Here is a 20,561-nt window from a genome sequence, read left to right on the forward strand (position 1 = left end):
TGTGCGGTGCTGTACATGCTTGGCCTTGCCCACTTCATGAGCGTTCTTTGAGGGCGATACTGCGCGGCCTTTCCAGCCAGGCCCCCTCTCCATCAGGAACTATTTCAATGACATCGACCTGCCCGTCGCTGACCGACACGATGCGACCGTTGTTGCGACCCAGATAATCACCCACTTTCACGCGATAGACGCCTCCTGCCCCTTTCAACAGGGCGAAGATGCCGGAGTCGTTGCCGATGGTACCGACCATGTCGAATGACTCGATGTTGAAGCCTTCGAGAAACTGCCTGACGCGAGTATCGTCCGGCGCGACCAGACGCGAGCCTTTCTGACGACTGAGCGCATCGACCTTGACCGCAGGCTGAAAGGGGCTGCGCAGACTGGCGGCGTTGTAGGTGAACGCCTCATAGGCACGAAACCTAGGCAAAGGCTCGATTGTGCCGCTCGGACGCGACTGGGCCTGAGCCACAAACTCGCTCAGGTCAGCGTAATCATTGCCGCCACCGCAACCGGCCAGCCCCGCCAGGACCGTACTGACGCACAACACACGCGCCACCCTCATTTCTTCAGCCCTTCATCGTTGTAGCGGTAGGTCTTGGCCAGAATGTTCATGCGCAACTTGGCAGGCACCTTGGGATCAGCCGGTTTGATGTCGAAATCATGCAGCGTCACGATGCGCGGCAACCCTGCCACGCCACTGACGAAGGTCGCCAGATCGTGATAGCCGCCGACCACTGTGATCTGTATCGGCAGTTCGATGTAGAACTGCTGCACCGCCTCGGGCAACAGTTTGATTTCTTCGAACTCAAGGCCGCTGCCCAGACCGGTGCGGGTAATGTCTTCAAGCAGGCCAGGCACTTCGGTGTCGCTGGGCAATTGCCGAAGCAGAGCGCCAAAGGTGTTCTCCATTTCCTCCATCTGCTTCTTGTAGGGTTCCAGGTTCGCGGCCTGGAACGCCTTGGTGGAGAACTGCTCCTTGAGCGAAACCTCACTGGCCTGCGCGTTCTCAAGCTGGGTTTCCATGTCCTGAATGAACAGGAAATAGCCCAGGGCGAAGATCAAAACAGCCAGCAGCACACCGGCAATTGCCTTGACTGCGGCAGGCCATGAACCCAGGTTGTTGAGGTCGAGTTCGTTGAGTTCGACCTTGCGCAGCCCTTCCAGCCACTCGCTCATGTTCATGGCTTGGCTCCTTCGGCAGGAACTTGTACCTGCGGCTGGGTCTGGCGCACGGTCAATTGAAAGACGTTGGCCTGATCCACGGCACCCGCAGTCGTCGCCTTGACCTCGGTCAGGCTTGGCGCTTCCAGCCAGTCGGATGCTTCAAGATTACGCATGAGGTCGGAAACCCGGTTGTTCGATTCGGCCGCACCGGTGATCGCGATGAGTTTGTCAGTCATCTTGACCTGCGAGAAATACACGCCATCCGGCAGGGTGCGGGCGAGCTGATCGAACACCCGTCCGGTGATCGGGCGGTTGCCCTGCAGGTCCTGGATGATTTTCATGCGCTCCAACAACTGCTTGCGCCGCGCTTTCAAATCGCTGATTTCCTTGATGCGCACATCAAGTTGCGCGATCTCTTTCTGCATGAAGGTATTGCGCGCCAACTGGTTGTCGATCGCCATACCGATGTAGCGATCGATCAGGAACAGCACGCCGACAGAGACCACCAGCACGCAGACCAACACAGTCAGGAAGCGTTTCTTGCGCTCTTCGCGCAGTTCTTCACGCCAAGGTAAAAGGTTAATCCGCGCCATCAGTCGAAGCTCCTCAAAGCAAGACCGCACGCGATCATCAGCGCGGGCGCGTCACTGGCCAGCGCTCCGGCGTTGACCTTGGAACTGAGGGCCATGTCGGCAAACGGGTTGGCCACCTGGGTCGGCGTGCCGAGTCGGCGCTGGATCAGATGCTCCAGGCCGGAAATGGAAGCCGTACCGCCAGCGAGCATGATGTGATCCACAGAGTTGTACTGGCCTGCCGCGAAGAAGAATTGAAGCGAGCGCGAGACCTGCTGCACCAGCGCATCCTTGAAGGGTTCCAGCACTTCACTGACATAGTCATCCGGCAGCCCGCCCTGTTTCTTGGCAAGCCCGGCCTCTTCCATCGACAGGCCGTAGCGGCGCTGGATTTCTTCGGTCAGTTGGCGTCCGCCGAACAGTTGCTCACGGGTGTAGATGATCCGGCCATGGTGCAGGACGCTCAGCGTGGTCATGGTTGCGCCGATGTCGACAACCGCCACGGTCAGCTCATCGTGACCATTGCCCAGCTGCGCAGCCAGCAGCCCGAACGAACGCTCAAGGGCATAGGCTTCGACATCAACGACTTTTGCGGTGAGGCCAGCCAGCGCCAGCGCGGCCTCGCGCACCTCGACGTTTTCCTTGCGGCAGGCAGCCAGAAGGACTTCCACGCGTTCGGGGTTGCGCAGCGAATAGCCCTGCACTTCGAAATCGATGGCCACTTCTTCAAGGGGATAGGGGATGTACTGGTCAGCCTCGAGCTTGAGCTGATTTTCCATGTCGTCGTCCGAGAGACCGGCATCCATTTCGATCGTCTTGGTGATGACTGCGGAGCCTGCGACAGCGACCGCCACTATTCTGGCGCTGGTCTTGGCCTTGCCAACGACCCGTGACAACGCCTGACCAACCCCTTCGAGTTCGGCAATGTTCTTCTCGACGACGGCATTGGCCGGCAACGGCTCAACAGCGTAAGACTCGACTTTGTAGCGGGTTCCGGAACGACTCAATTCAAGGAGCTTGACCGAGGTGGAACTAATATCGATCCCTAGAAGGGTGTTGGCCTTCTTACCGAAGAGTTCGAACACAACCTGATTCCTATGAGTTTCCGTCACTTACGGAGTTATTTCGGGTCGGCGTCACTGCCAACAGCCTTGACAGTAGCGCAAATCACGCTTGGGGACGAAAAATGCTTATAATGCCCAGCGTTTTTTTCGTTTGAGAAAGCTTCAAGGCGTGTTCATTTGTAAATGCCTGCGCTTAACCCATTATTTTTTCTGGAAATCCAAAAGCCTTGATACGCCTGCTGAAGTTTTTCTGGTGGTCTCTCGTCGCGGTATTCTGCTCGCTGCTGCTCGGCCTGAGCGGCGCGTTCCTTTATCTGAGCCCCACTCTGCCATCCGTTGAGGCGCTGCGAAGCATCCAACTGCAAATCCCTCTGCGCGTGTACAGCAGCGACGGCAAGTTGATCGCCGAATTTGGCGAGATGCGTCGCACGCCGATTCGCTTTGCGGAAATCCCGCCCAATTTCATCAACGCCCTGTTATCGGCCGAAGACGACAATTTCGCCAATCACTATGGTGTCGATCCAAGCAGCCTGATGCGCGCCGCCACCCAACTGGTGAAGAGCGGCCACATTCAATCGGGCGGCAGTACCATCACGATGCAGGTCGCGAAAAACTTTTTCCTGACCAGCGAAAGAAGCTTTTCGCGCAAAACCACCGAGATTCTTCTCGCCTTGCAAATCGAGCGCCAACTGACCAAGGACGAGATTCTCGAGCTGTACGTCAACAAGATTTATCTGGGCAACCGGGCCTATGGCATCGAGGCGGCGGCGCAAGTCTACTACGGCAAATCGATTCGCGATGTAAGCCTTGCGCAAATGGCCATGATTGCCGGTTTGCCCAAGGCACCGTCACGTTTCAACCCACTGGCCAACCCCACCCGTGCCAAGGAACGCCGCGACTGGATCCTGGGCCGCATGTACCGTCTGGGCAAGATCGACCAGACCGCGTATCAGGCCGCTCTGAACGAGCCACTGAACGCCAGCTACCACGTTCCGACACCTGAAGTTAACGCGCCTTACATCGCGGAAATGGCACGTGCCGAAATGGTCGGCCGCTACGGCAGCGACGCCTACACCGAGGGTTTCCGGGTTACCACCACCGTCCCGAGCGGCTTGCAGGAAGATGCCAACAAGGCGATTCAGCGCGGCCTGATCGACTACGACCAGCGTCATGGCTATCGCGGACCGGAAAGCCGCTTCCCCGGCATGACCCGCGCCAACTGGGCTCAGGAACTGACCAAGCAACGCACGATCAACGGCCTGGAGCCTGCCATCGTGACTCAGGTCGACAAGACCGGCCTGAAGGTTCTGACCCGTAACGGCGAGCAGGAAGAGACGGTCGAGTGGAGCACCATGAAGTGGGCGCGTCCTTACCTGAACACCAACAGCCTGGGCGCCAATCCCAAGCAGCCGGGAGATGTGGCCAAGGTCGGTGATCTGGTTCGTCTGCTGCGTCAGGACGACGGCTCGCTCAAATTCAGTCAAATTCCCGTCGCGCAGAGCGCACTGGTGTCACTGGATCCGCAGAATGGTGCCATTCGTGCACTGGTGGGCGGCTTCGCGTTCGAGCAGAGCAATTACAACCGTGCCATGCAGGCCAAGCGTCAGCCGGGCTCCAGCTTCAAGCCGTTCATCTATAGCGCCGCGCTGGACAATGGCTACACCGCGTCCAGTCTGGTGAACGATGCTCCTATCGTGTTCGTCGACGAATACCTGGACAAGGTCTGGCGTCCGAAGAACGACACCAACACCTTCCTGGGTCCGATTCGCCTGCGCGAAGCGCTGTACAAGTCGCGTAACCTGGTTTCGATCCGTCTGCTCCAGGCTCTGGGCGTGGACAGCACAATCGATTACATCACCCGCTTCGGCTTCGCCAAGCAGGACCTGCCGCGCAACCTGTCGCTGGCACTGGGTACGGCAACGCTGACGCCGATGGAAATCGCCACCGGCTGGAGTGCGTTCGCCAACGGCGGCTACAAGGTCAGTCCTTATCTGATCCAGACCATCGAGAACCGCGACGGCCAGACGATATTCGCCGCCAACCCGCCGAGCGTTCCGGCTCATGACGTGAAGACTGCGCCGGACACGTCGACCTTTGCGGTACACGACAGCCCGAACCTGACGACTCCATCGTCCACGACGCCTGTCGAACCTCAGGCACCTGCCGTGGCCGAGCGCATCGTCGACAGTCGCACCACCTTCATCCTCAACAGCATGCTGCAGGATGTGATCAAGCGCGGCACCGGACGTCGTGCGCTGTCGATGAACAGGCCTGACATTGCGGGCAAGACCGGTACGACCAACGAATCCAAGGATGCGTGGTTCTCGGGCTACAACGCTGATTACGTGACCACGGTCTGGAGCGGTTTCGACCAGCCGGAAAGCCTGGGACGTCATGAATTCGGCGGCACGGTTTCCCTGCCGATCTGGATGGACTACATGAGCGCGGCCTTGAAAGACAAACCGCCGCATCAGCAGGCAGAACCGGATGGCATCCTCAGCCTGCGCGTCGACCCGGTCAGCGGCCGTGCGGCCACGCCGAGCACGCCGAATGCGTTCTTCGAACTGTTCAAGAGCGAAGACACGCCGCCAAGCGTCAACGAACTGGGCGGCGGCAGCGCGCCGGGCAGCCCACTGCCAGCAGATGAGTCAGCGCCGATCGACCTGTTCTGACGCATTGATAGGGACGCAGAGCGTCCCGAGAGGCATTCCTCACGCGGAGCGTAGGAACGATCAGCGTGATCTCAAGCACGCCGATCGTGCCCACGCTTGTGCTCAGCGTTATACCGAGCCTTGCTGCGACCACCTCCCACGGGGTATGCATTCAGTTAGATACTTACGTTTTGGCCCCGTTTTGCGCGTCTTCCAGACTTGTGTGTAACGATGAGCACTCTGCGTGGGCACGCTGTACGTACGCAGACCTGCACGACCGACAGTCGCCCCGACAATTTTTACTTACTCCAAAACCGTCGAGCCCGGTATGATCGCGCGCCCGATTCACCCGGAAGTCTGAATTCAAATGAAACCCACCTTGATCGCCGCCGCAGAACTCGATCGCATCGATACCTGGGCCAAGTACTCCAGCCACATGTGCGGAGGCTGCGTGTCCAGCTGCTGCACGCTGCCGGTCGAAGTGAAGATCAAGGACCTGATCCGTATCGGCATCGTCGATGATTTCGAACGCGGGGAGCCTGCGAAGAACATCGCCAAGCGGTTGCAGAAGGAAGGGATCGTCGAGCGCTACAACCAGAAGACCGAGATCTTCACCCTGCAGCGCATGAGCAACAACGACTGCCTGTACCTGGATCGCAAGAGCCGCCTGTGCACCATCTACGACAAGCGCCCGGACACATGCCGCAACCACCCCAAGATCGGCCCACGTCCCGGCTACTGCGCCTACAAGCCCAAGGCTGTCGTGCGCCCGGAAAGTGGCTCACTGAGAAACGCCACCAGCGCGCCTGTCCCGAAGTTCTGAGTGACTGCCTGATGTGACACGGAGCGTCACGGGCTGCATGGTCACGATCATCTGTAACGCATGATCGTTCCTACGCTCCGCGTGGGAATGCATCTCAGGACGCTCCGCGTCCGCTCTCCCATGTGATGCACGGGCCAGGCTTTCATAAAACCCACACAAACAAAAACGCCCCCGGCCTTTCGACCGGGGGCGTTTTTTATTCAGCAAGGGCTAAGTATCAAGCCTTGGCTTTCTTGGCAGCGCGGGTACGCTCGCCTTCGTCCAGGATCTTCTTGCGAAGACGGATCGACTTAGGCGTAACTTCGCACAGCTCGTCGTCCTGGATGAATTCCAGAGCCTGTTCCAGAGTGAAACGAACAGGTGGAACCAGAGCGATGGTTTCGTCTTTACCCGAAGCACGCATGTTGTCGAGCTTCTTGCCTTTGGTTGGGTTGACGCCCATGTCGGTGTCACGGCTGTTCAGACCAACGATCTGACCGTTGTAGATCTCTTGACCGTGCTCAACGAACAGCTTGCCACGCGCCTGGAGGGTTTCCAGGGAGTAGGTCAGCGCCTTGCCGGTTTCAACCGAGACCAGAACACCGTTCTGACGGCCGGACATCTGGCCGGACTTCATGGTGTCGTAACGATCGAAGATCGAGGTCAGGATGCCAGCACCGTTGGTCAGGGTCAGGAACTGGTTACGGAAACCGATCAGACCACGAGCAGGGATGTTGTATTCCAGACGAACACGGCCTTTGCCATCCGGCACCATGTTGGTCAGGTCGCCCTTACGCAGACCCATCTCTTCCATCACCTTGCCCTGGGATTCTTCCGGGGTGTCGATGGTGACGTTTTCGAACGGTTCCTGCTTGTTGCCGTCAACGACGCGGATGATCACTTCCGGACGACCAACGCCCATTTCGAAGCCTTCGCGACGCATGGTTTCGATCAGTACCGAGAGGTGCAGCTCACCACGGCCGGAAACCTTGAACTTGTCAGCCGAGTCGCCTTCTTCAACGCGCAGAGCAACGTTGTACAGCAGCTCCTTGTCCAGACGCTCCTTGATGTTACGGGAGGTCACGAACTTGCCTTCTTTACCGCAGAACGGCGAGTCGTTTACCTGGAAGGTCATGGAAACGGTTGGCTCGTCAACAGTCAGAGGCTTCATGGCCTCGACGTTGTCCGGCTGGCACAGTGTGTCGGAGATGAACAACGAGTCCATACCGCTCACGCATACGATGTCGCCGGCAAACGCTTCTTCAACGTCGATACGGTGCAGACCGTGGTGACCCATCAGTTTCAGGATACGACCGTTACGCTTCTTGCCGTCAGCACCAATGGCGACGACCGGGGTGTTCGGCTTGACGCTACCACGAGCAATACGGCCAACACCGATGACGCCCAGGAAGCTGTTGTAGTCCAGTGCGGAGATCTGCATCTGGAACGGGCCGTCACGGTCGACCTTTGGAGCCGGTACGTTGTCGACGATCGACTGGTACAGCGGGGTCATGTCTTCAGCCATGTCGGTGTGGTCCAGACCGGCAATACCGTTCAGGGCCGAGGCGTAGACGACTTTGAAGTCCAGCTGTTCTTCGGTGGCACCCAGGTTGTCGAACAGGTCGAAGATCTGGTCCAGAACCCAGTCCGGACGCGCGCCTGGACGGTCAACCTTGTTGATGACCACGATTGGACGCAGGCCGGCTTCGAAAGCCTTCTTGGTCACGAAACGGGTCTGCGGCATAGGGCCGTCCTGAGCATCGACCAGCAGCAGCACGGAGTCGACCATCGACATCACGCGCTCTACTTCACCACCGAAGTCGGCGTGGCCCGGGGTGTCCACGATGTTGATGTGGAAGCCGTTCCAGTTGATCGCGGTGTTCTTCGCGAGAATGGTAATACCGCGCTCTTTTTCCTGGTCGTTGGAGTCCATCACGCGCTCGTCGTTGAGCTCGTTGCGCTCCAGAGTGCCGGATTGACGCAGGAGTTTGTCTACCAGGGTGGTCTTACCATGGTCAACGTGGGCGATGATGGCGATGTTGCGTAGATTTTCGATCACTTGTGTATCTCGATCAGAGGATTCGGTCTGCTGACGGTTTAACGCCGGCGATTAACAGTTACTAGTCGGCAAAAGCCGTTACGGCTTGGCGACTGGTGTCGGGGGGCCGGTGACGCAAGCCACAGGCAAACAGCCCCGGGCACTTAGCTCGGTCGATAAACGCGCACATTGGCATGCCCCTCACTGAGCAAATGGTGAGCATGCAGGCGACTCATGACGCCTTTGTCGCAATACAACAGGTACTGGCGCGTGTTATCCAGTTCCTTGAAACGGCTGTTCAGTGCATAGAACGGCAGCGTTTGTACTTCTATGCCCGGCACCTGCAGCGGCTGGTCTTCCTGCGCATCCGGGTGACGGATGTCGATGACGACCTGACCGGCCAGCGCCTGGCTGACTTCTTCTATATCGACATTGCGGCTCAGATCGTCGATGACCCGATCGATCGAAACCAGCTTTGCGCGCTCGAGCGCCTGCTCGAGAATCGCCATGTCGAACTGTTTTTCTTCGTACTCAACGCGATTCCGCTTGGCGTTGGTCTTGGGGTTGACCGAGATCACCCCGCAATATTCAGGCATGTGCCGGGCGAAGTCGGCCGTACCGATCTCCGTCGCCTGATCCACGATGTCCTGCTTGTGGCTGGCCACCAGAGGCCGCAACACCAGCTTGTCGGTCGCCGAATCGATCAGCGACAGGTTGGGCAGCGTCTGGCTCGACACCTGTGAAATCGCCTCGCCCGTGACCAGCACATCGATTTCGAGACGATCAGCCACGGATGAAGCAGCGCGTAACATCATACGCTTCAAAACTACACCCATATGACTGTTATCGACTTTCTGCAGAATTTCTCCGAGAACTTCCTCGAAAGGCACGCTCACGAACAGCACTCGCTGGGAGCTGCCGTACTTCTTCCAGATGAAATGAGCGACTTCCATCACGCCCAGTTCGTGGGCACGACCGCCCAGATTGAAGAAGCAGAAGTGGGCCATAAGCCCGCGGCGCATGATCTGATAGGCCGCAACGGTCGAATCGAAACCGCCGGACATCAATACCAGGGTCTGCTCCAGCGCGCCGAGCGGATAACCGCCCAGGCCTTTATGCTGGTCATGAACGACAAACAACCGTTGGTCGCGAATTTCCATTCTGACCACCAGATCGGGCTTTTTCAGCTCGATTCCGGCCGCGCCGCACTGCTGACGCAACTGGCTGCCGACGTATTTCTCGACATCCATGGAGCTGAAATCGTGTCGTCCGGCACGCTTGCAACGCACGGCGAACATCTTGCCCGGCAGCAGGTCGGCGTAGTGCGCTTTGCACTTGGCAACGATGTCATCCATGTCGCCCAGCGGGTACTCGGCCACCTGTAGAAAGTTGGCGATGCCAGGCATGCAACTCAGGCGTTCAGTAATGCCCTGCAGCACTTTGGGGTCGGTCAGCCGGGTCTCCACCTCGAGGTTGTCCCATACGCCACCCACAACAATGTCCGCGTCCAGTTCCCGGAGCACGGTACGAATGTTCTTGCCCAGCTGCCGGATGAACTTCTTGCGAACCGGCGGGCTTTTGATGGTGATTTCTGGGAAAACTTTAACGATTAGTTTCATGGAAACGGTGCGTGAGGTGCCGACCAAAAAAGGGGGGCGCGGATTATAGCGGAAATTGCTCACGGTTTAACCAGTTATCGTACGGCCAATCATCGACGCACCAAAAAGGGTCGGCGCTTCAATTTCCAGCGCCATAAAGGTGCGTGATTTTTCCGAGAATCCTCATTTGACGCCCTGAAAGCTTCGGATTGAGGCAAAAAACCCAACACGGGGCACTGGCATGCAAATTGCTCCCTTGTGAGGCAGGTTGCCTTGGCAGAGTATTCGCGCCGGCATCACCCAAATTCAAGGGGCCCAAAACTATAAGGCGGTCCCTAGCCACCCGGAGGACACCATGTCGAAGTCGGTTCAACTCATCAAAGATCATGACGTTAAGTGGATTGATCTGCGCTTCACAGACACCAAGGGCAAGCAGCAGCACGTCACGATGCCTGCGCGCGATGCGCTGGAAGACGACTTCTTTGAAGTCGGCAAAATGTTCGACGGTTCCTCCATCGCTGGCTGGAAAGGCATCGAAGCCTCCGACATGATCCTGCTGCCGGACGACGAGACTGCCGTTCTCGATCCGTTCACCGAAGAGCCGACCATCATTCTGGTCTGCGACATCATCGAACCTTCGACCATGCAGGGCTACGATCGCGACCCGCGCGCCATCGCCCACCGTGCCGAGGAATACCTGAAGTCCACCGGTATCGGTGACACCGTATTCGTAGGTCCTGAGCCAGAATTCTTCGTCTTCGACGAAGTGAAGTTCAAGTCCGACATCTCCGGTTCCATGTTCAAGATCTTCTCCGAACAGGCTTCCTGGATGACCGACGGCGACATCGACGGCGGCAACAAGGGCCACCGTCCTGGCGTCAAGGGTGGCTACTTCCCGGTTCCACCGGTCGACCACGACCACGAAATCCGTACCGCAATGTGCAACGCCCTGGAAGAAATGGGCCAGATCGTGGAAGTACACCACCACGAAGTTGCCACTGCCGGCCAGAACGAAATCGGCGTGAAATTCAACACGCTGGTCAAGAAGGCTGACGAAGTTCAGACCCTCAAATACTGCGTACACAACGTTGCCGATGCCTACGGCCGTACCGCTACCTTCATGCCGAAGCCTCTTTATGGCGACAACGGTTCGGGTATGCACGTGCACATGTCCATCTCCAAAGATGGCAAGAACACCTTCGCAGGCGAAGGCTATGCCGGTCTGTCCGACACTGCCCTGTTCTTCATCGGCGGTATCATCAAGCACGGTAAGGCTCTGAACGGCTTCACCAACCCGTCGACCAACTCGTACAAGCGTCTGGTCCCAGGTTTCGAAGCACCGGTCATGCTGGCCTACTCGGCACGTAACCGTTCGGCTTCCATCCGTATTCCTTACGTCTCCAGCCCACGCGGCCGTCGTATCGAAGCACGCTTCCCGGATCCGGCAGCCAACCCGTACCTGGCGTTCGCTGCACTGTTGATGGCTGGCCTGGACGGCATCCAGAACAAGATTCACCCTGGCGACGCAGCTGACAAGAACCTGTATGACCTGCCGCCTGAAGAGGCCAAAGAGATTCCACAGGTTTGTGGCAGCCTGAAAGAAGCCCTGGAAGAACTGGACAAGGGCCGTGCCTTCCTGACCAAGGGCGGCGTATTCAGCGACGACTTCATCGATGCCTACATCGAGCTGAAAAGCGAAGAAGAAATCAAGGTTCGTACCTTCGTACACCCACTGGAATACGAGCTGTACTACAGCTGCTGATCCAGTTGCACCAACGTTGATGGCCTGACGTTGATGGCGTAACAAAAGACCTCCTTCGGGAGGTCTTTTTGTTTGCGCAATATCAATTGTCGGACAATTCATGAATCTTTATTCACTCGAAGGCACTGGCCCCGAACCGCGACGTGGCGTTAACTCTTCATCCTTTCCCACGATGGAGCGCCCCATGCGCATGCTTCTCGCCAGTTCGTTACTGACCCTGACCTGTCTGTCCTCAGGCTTTATCTTCGCCGCCGAGCAGAAACCTTCCGCTCTTGAACCGTTGCTGCAAGCCATCAGCGAGCGCCTGACGATTGCCGATCAGGTGGCTCTCAGCAAATGGGACAGTGGCAAGGCCGTCGAAGACCCGCCCCGCGAGCAACAGGTGATTACCGCTGCCCAGGCGCGTGCCGCCGAGTTCAAGTTGAACCCGGAGGATGTCCAGCGGCTGTTCCGTGCCCAGATTGAAGCCAACAAGCGTGTGCAGAACGCCCTGCTTGCCCAATGGCACGCGGCAGGCAAGGCGCCCGACACCGTACGTCTGAGCCTGGTCGACGACATCCGTCCGAAACTGGATCGCCTGCAGACTGAATTGTTGAAGGCCTACGCGGACTTCCAGCCGGTGCGCATGTCGAGCGATTGCCAGACGCTGCTGGACGCCGCACTCAAGCGCCACCTGAGCGACCCAATCCATGATCAGGCGCTGGTGCTGGCCACTGCGGATCTGTGCGCACCAAAACTGTAAGCCTGTCTGCACGACACAGGGCGAAGTGTTCTATGCTGGTGACCTTTGCCCTTCGCTGTCGAGCCCCCCATGCGTCAAAGCCTCATCTGCCTGTTCCTATTGATCAGCCTGCCTGCCGTAGCGCAGATCTATAAGTACACCGACGCGAATGGCAATACGGCGTTCAGTAATGAGCCACCCAATGGCGTCAAGACCGAAGTCGTCGAACTGCCGCCGCTCAACAGCGTGGAATCCCGTCCCTCCCGACCGGTCCTCAACACCGCGCCGCAAGCAGTCGAGTCGCAGACTCAAACGCCGGCACAGTCTCAAGACGCCTACAGCACGCTCGAACTCTCTGACCTGCCGACCGACGAGGCACTGCGCGCCAACAACGGTTCTTTCATCATCGGCGTGAAAATCCAGCCGCGTCTGCAACAGGCCCACCGCCTGCAACTGCTGCTGGACGGCAACCTGTATGGCCAGCCCACCAACCTTCCGCGCTTTCAGGTCATGAACATTGATCGTGGCGAGCACAGCTTCGCAGTGGTGGTGAAGGACGGCGAACGCATCATCCAGCAAAGCGAGACCATCACCCTGACCGTGCAACGCGTTCACCTCGGCAAGCCATGAACGTGCGCAACCTGCTGCTGACGCTGTTATTGCTGTGCGCGCTGCCCGCGCTGGCGGACGTTTACACCTATATAGATGCCAACGGTAATCGAGTCTTTACCGACCAGCCGCGCAAGAACGCCAAGCGCGTCGACATCCCGCCCAGCAACAACATGACCGGCACGCCGCCGACCCGGACCCTCAAGAGCAAACCCGTCGAAAGCAAGCCGCCAGCGATCTTCCACTACCAGTTGTTGAGAGTACTTGTGCCTGAACCGGACGCCGCGATCAGCAGCCCCAGCGGCGACCTGATCGTGACGGTGACCAGCGATCCGGTGTTACAGCCCGGCCATAGTTATCGCCTGGTGCTGGACGGGACTGCCGTCGGCCAGCCGGGACGCAGCCCGGTGTTTCCACTGAGCAATATTGACCGGGGCACGCATCAGATCTCTGTCGAGATCTTCGACCCATTGGGACGGGTACTGGAAAAGACGCCCAACCAGTCCTTTCACTTGAAGCGCATTTCCCTTGCACAGAAGCGTGCAGTCAACCCGTGCAAGACCGAGGAGTACGGTGTTCGCCCTGAGTGCCCGATCAAGGACAAGCCCGAACCGGAAAGCAGCATTCTGCCGTTCCTCTGAAGCTATCTCGTCTTCGACGTAGCGCTGTCCCGCAGCAAACACCGGACCGTGGGAGGCGGCTTGCCGGCGATCTGCCGGGAACCGGCAGCAAAACCTGCACACGCGGTGTGTCAGATGCACCTTGGGGCCGCTGCGCAGCCCATCGCTGCCGTCGTAACCTGCGAGAGCTCCTACGCCCTGCGGGCAGAAGCCGATTTCAACCAATCTTCAGGCACTGGACGCGTGACAGGAGACGGCATACGCCAGGGCACCTTTTTGGTGCGCTAATCTGGCATCCACGCAACAATACAGCCCACTTTGGTTCAGAAATCACCCTCAAGTAGCGCCGTATGCGGGCACGCGTTCGAAAAAAGCACCTGTTTTGCAGAGAAAACGCTTCTTTTCGGAGCCTTGGTTTGGTTTTTGCAACTTCACCGGCATAGCACCCCGTCAAGCACCATATGGGTGGCTCTGCCCGTGCTGACAAGGACCTGTCAGCACCCGCATAGCGCGATTGCCATGTGCCAAAAGAGGTCAACACGATTCATGACTATCAGCGACGCGCTGCACAGACTGTTACTGGATAACCTGACCACTGCCACCATTCTGCTCAACGCCGACCTGCGTCTCGAGTACATGAACCCGGCGGCGGAAATGCTGCTCGCCATCAGTGGGCAGCGCAGCCATGGGCAATTCATCAGCGAGCTGTTCACCGAGTCGGCCGAAGCGCTGAGTTCACTTCGCCAGGCAGTCGAACAGGCCCACCCTTTCACCAAACGTGAAGCCATGCTCACCGCGCTGACCGGCCAGACCCTGACCGTCGACTACGCCGTAACCCCGATTCTGAGCAAGGGCGAAACCCTGCTGCTGCTTGAAGTCCACCCTCGTGACCGCCTGCTGCGTATCACCAAGGAAGAGGCCCAGTTGTCCAAGCAGGAAACCACCAAGATGCTGGTGCGCGGCCTGGCCCACGAAATAAAGAATCCGCTGGGCGGGATCCGCGGCGCAGCACAACTGCTGGCTCGCGAACTGCCTGAAGAAAGCCTCAAGGATTACACCAACGTCATCATCGAAGAAGCCGACCGCCTGCGTAACCTCGTTGACCGGATGCTGGGCTCCAACAAATTGCCTTCGCTGGCGATGACCAACGTGCATGAAGTGCTCGAGCGGGTGTGCAGTCTGGTCGAAGCCGAAAGCCAGGGCTGCATCACGCTGGTGCGCGACTATGACCCGAGCATTCCGGATGTCTTGATCGACCGCGAGCAGATGATTCAGGCCGTGCTCAATATCGTGCGCAACGCCATGCAGGCCATCAGCGGTCAGAACGAATTGCGCCTGGGCCGCATCACCATGCGCACCCGTGCCATGCGCCAGTTCACCATCGGCCACGTGCGCCACAGGCTGGTGAGCAAGATCGAGATCATCGACAACGGTCCGGGCATCCCGGCCGAGCTTCAGGAAACCATTTTCTACCCCATGGTCAGTGGCCGCCCGGATGGCACAGGGCTCGGTCTGGCCATTACCCAGAACATCATCAGCCAGCACCAGGGGCTTATCGAGTGTGACAGCCATCCCGGCCACACCACATTCTCGATCTTCCTGCCGCTGGAACAAGGAGCAGCTTCGACATGAGCCGTAGTGAAACTGTCTGGATCGTAGACGACGATCGTTCCATTCGCTGGGTACTGGAAAAGGCCTTGCAACAGGAAGGCATGACCACGCAGAGCTTCGACAGCGCCGATGGGGTGATGAGTCGCCTGGCGCGTCAGCAACCGGACGTGATCATTTCCGACATCCGCATGCCGGGTGCCAGCGGCCTGGACCTGTTGGCGCGAATTCGCGAACAGCATCCACGTCTGCCGGTCATCATCATGACCGCCCATTCGGACCTGGACAGCGCCGTAGCGTCGTATCAGGGCGGTGCGTTCGAATACCTGCCCAAGCCGTTCGACGTCGATGAGGCCGTCTCGCTGGTCAAGCGTGCCAACCAGCACGCCCAGGAACAGCAAGGCCTGGATGTCGCACCCACGTTGACCCGCACTCCCGAGATCATCGGTGAAGCGCCGGCGATGCAGGAAGTGTTTCGCGCCATCGGGCGTTTGAGCCACTCCAACATCACCGTATTGATCAATGGCGAATCGGGTACCGGTAAAGAGCTGGTCGCCCACGCCCTGCACCGTCACAGCCCGCGTTCGGCGTCACCGTTCATTGCGCTGAACATGGCGGCGATTCCCAAGGATCTGATGGAGTCCGAGCTGTTCGGGCACGAGAAAGGCGCCTTCACCGGCGCAGCCAACCTGCGTCGCGGCCGCTTCGAGCAGGCTGACGGCGGCACGTTGTTTCTCGACGAAATCGGCGACATGCCTGCCGACACCCAGACGCGACTGTTGCGTGTTCTGGCAGACGGCGAGTTCTATCGGGTCGGTGGTCACACGCCGGTCAAGGTCGATGTGCGCATCATCGCTGCGACCCACCAGAATCTGGAAACCCTCGTGCAGGCCGGCAAGTTCCGCGAGGACTTGTTCCACCGCCTGAACGTGATCCGTATTCACATTCCGCGCATGTCGGACCGTCGCGAAGACATCCCGACACTCGCCCGTCACTTCCTGAGCCGTGCCGCGCAGGAACTGGCGGTCGAACCGAAACTGCTCAAGGCCGAGACCGAGGAATACCTCAAGCATCTGCCCTGGCCGGGCAACGTGCGTCAGCTGGAAAACACCTGCCGCTGGATCACGGTCATGGCCTCGGGCCGTGAAGTGCACATCAGCGACCTGCCGCCAGAACTGCTCAGTCTGCCGCAGGATGCTGCGCCGGTCACAAACTGGGAGCAGGCACTGCGTCAGTGGGCCGATCAGGCCCTGTCACGCGGTCAGTCGAGCCTGCTGGACAGCGCCGTGCCGACCTTCGAACGCATCATGATCGAAACCGCCCTCAAGCACACGGCAGGCCGCCGTCGCGATGCCGCCGTGCTGCTGGGTTGGGGCCGAAACACCCTGACCCGAAAAATCAAGGAGTTGGGCATGAAGGTCGATGGTGGGGATGAAGACGAGGGTGAGGAAGGCTGATAACGCCGATCTGGAGGCTGATAGTGCCCACGGTACCCGTGGGCATGTAGCCGCAAGGGTCAGCACTCGGCGTTATGCACAAGTCTTCGGAGGAACACGATAATGATCGTTCCCACGCGATGGGCACGATCAGTGTTAAGGCGGACGATGAGCGCGGAGCATGGGCACGATCGGTGTTTATCGGGTCAATGATCGTTCCCAGCGTGGTAACGCCGCTCAGGACACTCTGCGTCCCCCCTCGGCTGGATCACTCAGCCAGAGAAGGTTTCTCCCACAGATTGATCCCGCCTTCTACCGCAAAGCTGTCGATCTCGGTCAGTTCTTCCTGACTGAACGACAGGTTTTTCAAGGCGCCGACGTTCTCGACGATCTGCTCGGGACGGCTTGCGCCAATCAGCGCTGATGTCACACGTGGATCGCGCAGCGTCCAGGCCAGGGCCATTTGTGCCAGGCTCTGGCCACGACGCTGGGCGATTTCATTCAAGGCACGCACGTGAGCGATGTTCTGCTCGGACAGGTGCGAAGCCTGCAACGAACCGCCGCCCGGACGATTGACCCGCGCATCCTTGGGCACACCGTTCAGGTACTTGTCCGACAGCAGACCCTGCGCCAGCGCAGTAAAGGCAATCACGCCTGCGCCCAGCTCTTCAGTCGCATCGAGCAAGTCTTTCTCGACCCAGCGGTTGAGCAGGTTGTAGGCCGGTTGATGGATCAGCAGCGGCACTTTCCACTCTTTGAGCAACGCAGCGATCTCGCGGGTCTTGGCCCCGGAATAGGACGAGATACCGATGTACAGCGCCTTGCCCTGCTGCACGGCAGTGGCCAGTGCGCTGGCGGTTTCTTCCAGAGGCGTGTCCGGGTCGAAGCGGTGCGAATAGAAAATGTCGACGTAATCCAGGCCCATGCGCTGCAGGCTCTGATCAAGGCTGGCCAGCACGTATTTGCGCGAACCACCGCCCTGCCCGTAAGGTCCCGGCCACATGTCCCAACCCGCCTTGCTGGAGATGATCAGCTCATCGCGGTACTGCTTGAAGTCTTCACGCAGCAGGCGACCGAAGTTGATCTCGGCGCTGCCGTAGGGAGGGCCGTAGTTGTTGGCCAGGTCGAAATGGTTGATGCCCAGATCGAACGCGGTGCGCAGCATGGCGCGCTGGGTGTCGATGGGCGTGCTGTCACCGAAGTTATGCCACAGGCCCAGCGACAGCGCTGGCAGGACCAGCCCGCTGCGACCGGTACGGCGATAAGGCATGTCGTTGTAGCGATGTTCGGCAGCGATATACGTCATTGAATCCTCTCTTGTCAGGGGGATACTCAAGGCCTGTTCCACACGGCCTGCTGGATATCGACCCGCTTGGGCACCAGGTGGTTGTCGAAAAACAGATCGGCGGTCGCTTGTTGCGCGCGGACGATCTCTGGCGTGATCGGCAGGCTCGGTGAGGCCGGGCGATGGTCAAGATACTGAGTGATGACCGCTTCGGACAAGCCCATGCTGCGCGCCAGAATCTGAATGCTCTCGGCGCGTTGCGAGCGGGTCAGCGCATCGGCGGCGGTCAGTTCGTCGAGCACGCTCTGCACGAAAGCCCCGTTATTGTCAGCGAAACCGCGGCGTGCGGTGTAGAACGGGCCGGACAATCCCAACCCCTCACCATCTGCCAACAGACGACTGTGGCCTTCGTTGAGTGCGATGGAATAGTACGGATCCCAGATGGCCCAAGCATCGACACTGCCGTTTTCAAACGCCGCGCGGGCGTCGGCCGGGGTCAGGTAGATTGGCTGAATGTCCTTGAAGGTCAGCCCTGCCTTGTTCAGCACGCGCAGCACCACGTTGTGCGCGCTGGAGCCTTTCTGGAATGCGACCTTGCGCCCTTTCAAGTCGGCCACGCTGTGCAGCCGGCTTTCGTTGCGCACCAGAATGGTTTCGGCCTGGGGCTTGGCGGGTTCGGCGCCGATGTAGACCAGATCGGCACCCGCGACCTGAGCGAAGATCGGCGGAATATCACCGGTCGAGGCGATATCGAGACTGCCAATATTCAAGGCTTCCAGCATCTGCGGCCCGGCCGGAAATTCGATCCACTTGATTTGCGTGTGCGGGAATCGCTTCTCCAACAGGCCATGTTCCTTGGCGAGGACCAGCGTGATCGAGCCTTTCTGAAAGCCGATACGCAGAGTGTCGGGTTCGCTGGCTGAAGCCGTGTTTAACAGGCCGCTGAACGCGAGAATGGCGGCGATGATTGCAAATGGTTTCATGAGGTTTTTCCTTTACCGATGATTGTTCCCACGCTCTGCGCTTGGCGTTATACACAAGTCCTCCTGGAGGAATACGATGATGATCGTTCCTACGCTCTGCGTGGGAATGCCTCCTAGGACGCTCCGCGTCCGCTCTGGAATGTGGCGCAGATGTGTGCCCAGGCTCCAGCGTTATCCACGTCATGCGCTCGGCTTACTGAATCCTCAGTCTGTGCCATTTGTGCCGCGAGCGTCACGGGAGGCATGCCCACGCAGAGCGATGGGCACGATCAGTGTCGAGACGGACTTGTGTATAACGATGAGCGCCCAGCATGGGAACGATCAAACTCGATTTATCGGGCGCTGCAGGCCGAGGTTTTCGCGCAAGGTGGTGCCTTCGTATTCCGTGCGGAACAGGCCGCGACGCTGCAACTCGGGCACCAGCAATCGCGCAACGTCTTCAAGCCCGCCGGGCAGGTGCGGCACCAGCACATTGAAGCCATCCGCAGCGCCTTGCTCGAACCAGGTCTGCAGCTCATCAGCGACCTGTTCAGGCGTGCCGATCAGGCTGTAATGCCCGCGCCCACCCGCGATGCGACGGCCCAACTGCGTGAGGTTGAGGTGTTCCCGCTCGGCCAGTTCGGTGAGCAGCTTCTGACGGCTGCGCTGCCCGCTGTCGGTCAGCGGCAGTTCCGGCAACGGCCCGTCCAGCGGGTAACCGGACAAGTCGAAATTGCCCAGCATCCGCCCCAGCAGAGCAACGCCGACCTCGGGCTCCACCAAGTCCTGAAACGACTCGAATTTTTCCCTGGCCAGCGCTTCGGTCTCGGCCACGACAATCAACACGCCAGGCATGATTTTCAGCGAATCGGCGCTGCGCCCATACGCTGCCAGACGGCCCTTGATGTCGGCATAGAACGCCTGCGCGCTGGCCAGTGAGGTCTGTGCGGTGAACACCACCTCGGCCGTTTGCGCCGCCAGATCGCGACCGACCTCCGATGAACCGGCCTGCACGACGACCGGCTGACCCTGCGGCGAGCGCGCCACGTTGAGTGGGCCTTTGACGCTGAAGTGTTCGCCCTGATGATTCAGCACCTGCACTTTGGCTGGGTCGTAATACTGACCGCTGGCCTTGTCACGGGTGAACGCATCGTCTGCCCAACTGTTCCACAGCCCGGTCACCACCTGATGAAACTCCCGGGCGCGGCTGTAACGTTCGGCATGACCGACGTGTTCACTGCGACCGAAGTTCTGCGCTTCGGCCGCCGCATCGGACGTCACCAGATTCCACCCCGCTCGCCCACCCGACAGATGATCCAGCGAGGCGAACTTGCGGGCCACATGGTACGGCTCGTTGTAGGTTGTGGTTGCGGTGGCAATCAGGCCGATGTGATCGGTCACCGCACTCAGCGCCGACAACAGCGTCAGCGGTTCGAAATGATCGGAACGCGCCATGCGGCTGGCGATGTCGCCCGTGGCGGCAGCGACACTGTCAGCCACGAACAGCGCATCGAATTTCGCGGCTTCGGCCACCTGAGCCAGATGCCGGTAGTGCTTGAAATCCAGCCCCGCGTTGGCGGGCACGTCCGGGTGTCGCCAGGCCGCCACATGGTGCCCCGTGGCCATCAGGAAAGCGCCCAATTTCATCTGTCGAGCCGTTGTGCTCATA

17 protein-coding genes are annotated in these 20,561 nt (G+C 59.2%); 8 read left to right on the top strand and 9 right to left on the bottom strand.

Going from position 1 to position 20,561, the window contains the following annotated elements:
* Positions 1-34 precede the first annotated feature (34 nt).
* The 4 genes from QRN20_RS22305 to QRN20_RS22320 are packed head-to-tail and all read right to left on the bottom strand — an operon-like array spanning position 35 to position 2,821.
* Positions 35-562 (bottom strand): pilus assembly protein PilP, encoded by a 528-nt coding sequence (locus QRN20_RS22305; protein ID WP_122413125.1) that lies wholly within the window; start codon positions 560-562, stop codon positions 35-37.
* Complete coding sequence (pilO, locus tag QRN20_RS22310) at positions 559-1,182, bottom strand: type 4a pilus biogenesis protein PilO (RefSeq protein ID WP_004882717.1); 624 nt, start codon at positions 1,180-1,182, stop codon at positions 559-561. Before pilO ends, QRN20_RS22305 begins: the two co-directional genes overlap by 4 nt.
* Positions 1,179-1,757, bottom strand: a complete 579-nt coding sequence (locus QRN20_RS22315; protein WP_025993896.1) for a PilN domain-containing protein — start codon at positions 1,755-1,757, stop codon at positions 1,179-1,181. Before QRN20_RS22315 ends, pilO begins: the two co-directional genes overlap by 4 nt.
* Positions 1,757-2,821, bottom strand: coding sequence for a pilus assembly protein PilM (locus QRN20_RS22320; RefSeq protein WP_004882719.1), 1,065 nt, complete (start codon positions 2,819-2,821; stop codon positions 1,757-1,759). The genes QRN20_RS22315 and QRN20_RS22320 overlap by 1 nt, the downstream gene beginning before the upstream one ends.
* A 209-nt stretch (positions 2,822-3,030) precedes the next feature.
* Here QRN20_RS22320 and QRN20_RS22325 point away from each other — a divergent pair, with 209 nt between their 5' ends.
* Entirely contained in the window at positions 3,031-5,472 is a 2,442-nt protein-coding gene (locus tag QRN20_RS22325) for a penicillin-binding protein 1A (protein WP_371306676.1), read from the top strand.
* Positions 5,473-5,818: 346 nt separating this feature from the next.
* The gene (locus QRN20_RS22330) at positions 5,819-6,274 is read left to right on the top strand and encodes a YkgJ family cysteine cluster protein (RefSeq protein ID WP_004882721.1); all 456 of its coding nucleotides are present in this window, start codon (positions 5,819-5,821) and stop codon (positions 6,272-6,274) included.
* Between the two features lie 217 nt (positions 6,275-6,491).
* On the opposite strand, the gene typA is transcribed toward QRN20_RS22330, so the two are convergent.
* Positions 6,492-8,312 (bottom strand): translational GTPase TypA, encoded by a 1,821-nt coding sequence (typA, locus tag QRN20_RS22335; protein ID WP_025993639.1) that lies wholly within the window; start codon positions 8,310-8,312, stop codon positions 6,492-6,494.
* Positions 8,313-8,455: 143 nt separating this feature from the next.
* Entirely contained in the window at positions 8,456-9,910 is a 1,455-nt protein-coding gene (gene thiI, locus QRN20_RS22340; protein ID WP_004882723.1) for a tRNA uracil 4-sulfurtransferase ThiI, read from the bottom strand.
* 334 nt (positions 9,911-10,244) lie between these two features.
* Here thiI and glnA point away from each other — a divergent pair, with 334 nt between their 5' ends.
* The 6 genes from glnA to ntrC all read left to right on the top strand — a co-directional run bounded on the left by glnA (position 10,245) and on the right by ntrC (position 16,666).
* Positions 10,245-11,651 (top strand): glutamate--ammonia ligase, encoded by a 1,407-nt coding sequence (gene glnA / locus QRN20_RS22345; protein WP_004882724.1) that lies wholly within the window; start codon positions 10,245-10,247, stop codon positions 11,649-11,651.
* A 184-nt stretch (positions 11,652-11,835) separates the two neighbouring features.
* Positions 11,836-12,393, top strand: a complete 558-nt coding sequence (locus QRN20_RS22350; RefSeq protein ID WP_058432198.1) for a chorismate mutase — start codon at positions 11,836-11,838, stop codon at positions 12,391-12,393.
* Between the two features lie 69 nt (positions 12,394-12,462).
* Entirely contained in the window at positions 12,463-13,002 is a 540-nt protein-coding gene (locus QRN20_RS22355; RefSeq protein WP_050575422.1) for a DUF4124 domain-containing protein, read from the top strand.
* A complete protein-coding gene (locus QRN20_RS22360; RefSeq protein WP_058432197.1) occupies positions 12,999-13,622 on the top strand; it encodes a DUF4124 domain-containing protein in 624 nt (207 codons plus the stop codon). Before QRN20_RS22355 ends, QRN20_RS22360 begins: the two co-directional genes overlap by 4 nt.
* A gap of 525 nt (positions 13,623-14,147) precedes the next feature.
* Positions 14,148-15,233: a nitrogen regulation protein NR(II) gene (gene glnL / locus QRN20_RS22365; RefSeq protein WP_024686098.1), complete on the top strand. Its 1,086-nt coding sequence runs from the start codon at positions 14,148-14,150 to the stop codon at positions 15,231-15,233.
* Positions 15,230-16,666, top strand: coding sequence for a nitrogen regulation protein NR(I) (ntrC, locus tag QRN20_RS22370; protein ID WP_004882730.1), 1,437 nt, complete (start codon positions 15,230-15,232; stop codon positions 16,664-16,666). Before glnL ends, ntrC begins: the two co-directional genes overlap by 4 nt.
* Positions 16,667-16,913: 247 nt before the next feature.
* Here ntrC and mgrA read toward each other — a convergent pair whose 3' ends face one another.
* The 3 genes from mgrA to QRN20_RS22385 all read right to left on the bottom strand — a co-directional run bounded on the left by mgrA (position 16,914) and on the right by QRN20_RS22385 (position 20,560).
* On the bottom strand, positions 16,914-17,951 hold the full coding sequence (gene mgrA / locus QRN20_RS22375) for an L-glyceraldehyde 3-phosphate reductase (protein WP_004882731.1): 1,038 nt from the start codon (positions 17,949-17,951) through the stop codon (positions 16,914-16,916).
* Between the two features lie 26 nt (positions 17,952-17,977).
* Positions 17,978-18,913 carry a sulfonate ABC transporter substrate-binding protein gene (locus QRN20_RS22380; protein WP_122417893.1) on the bottom strand — a complete coding sequence of 312 codons (936 nt, stop codon included), beginning with the start codon at positions 18,911-18,913 and terminating at the stop codon, positions 17,978-17,980.
* A gap of 321 nt (positions 18,914-19,234) precedes the next feature.
* The gene (locus tag QRN20_RS22385; RefSeq protein WP_088236120.1) at positions 19,235-20,560 is read right to left on the bottom strand and encodes an LLM class flavin-dependent oxidoreductase; all 1,326 of its coding nucleotides are present in this window, start codon (positions 20,558-20,560) and stop codon (positions 19,235-19,237) included.
* Between the last annotated feature and the right edge of the window lies 1 nt (position 20,561).

Origin of the sequence: Pseudomonas sp. fls2-241-TYG-175, assembly GCF_030209155.1 — a bacterium.
Lineage (GTDB): Bacteria > Pseudomonadota > Gammaproteobacteria > Pseudomonadales > Pseudomonadaceae > Aquipseudomonas > Aquipseudomonas viridiflava.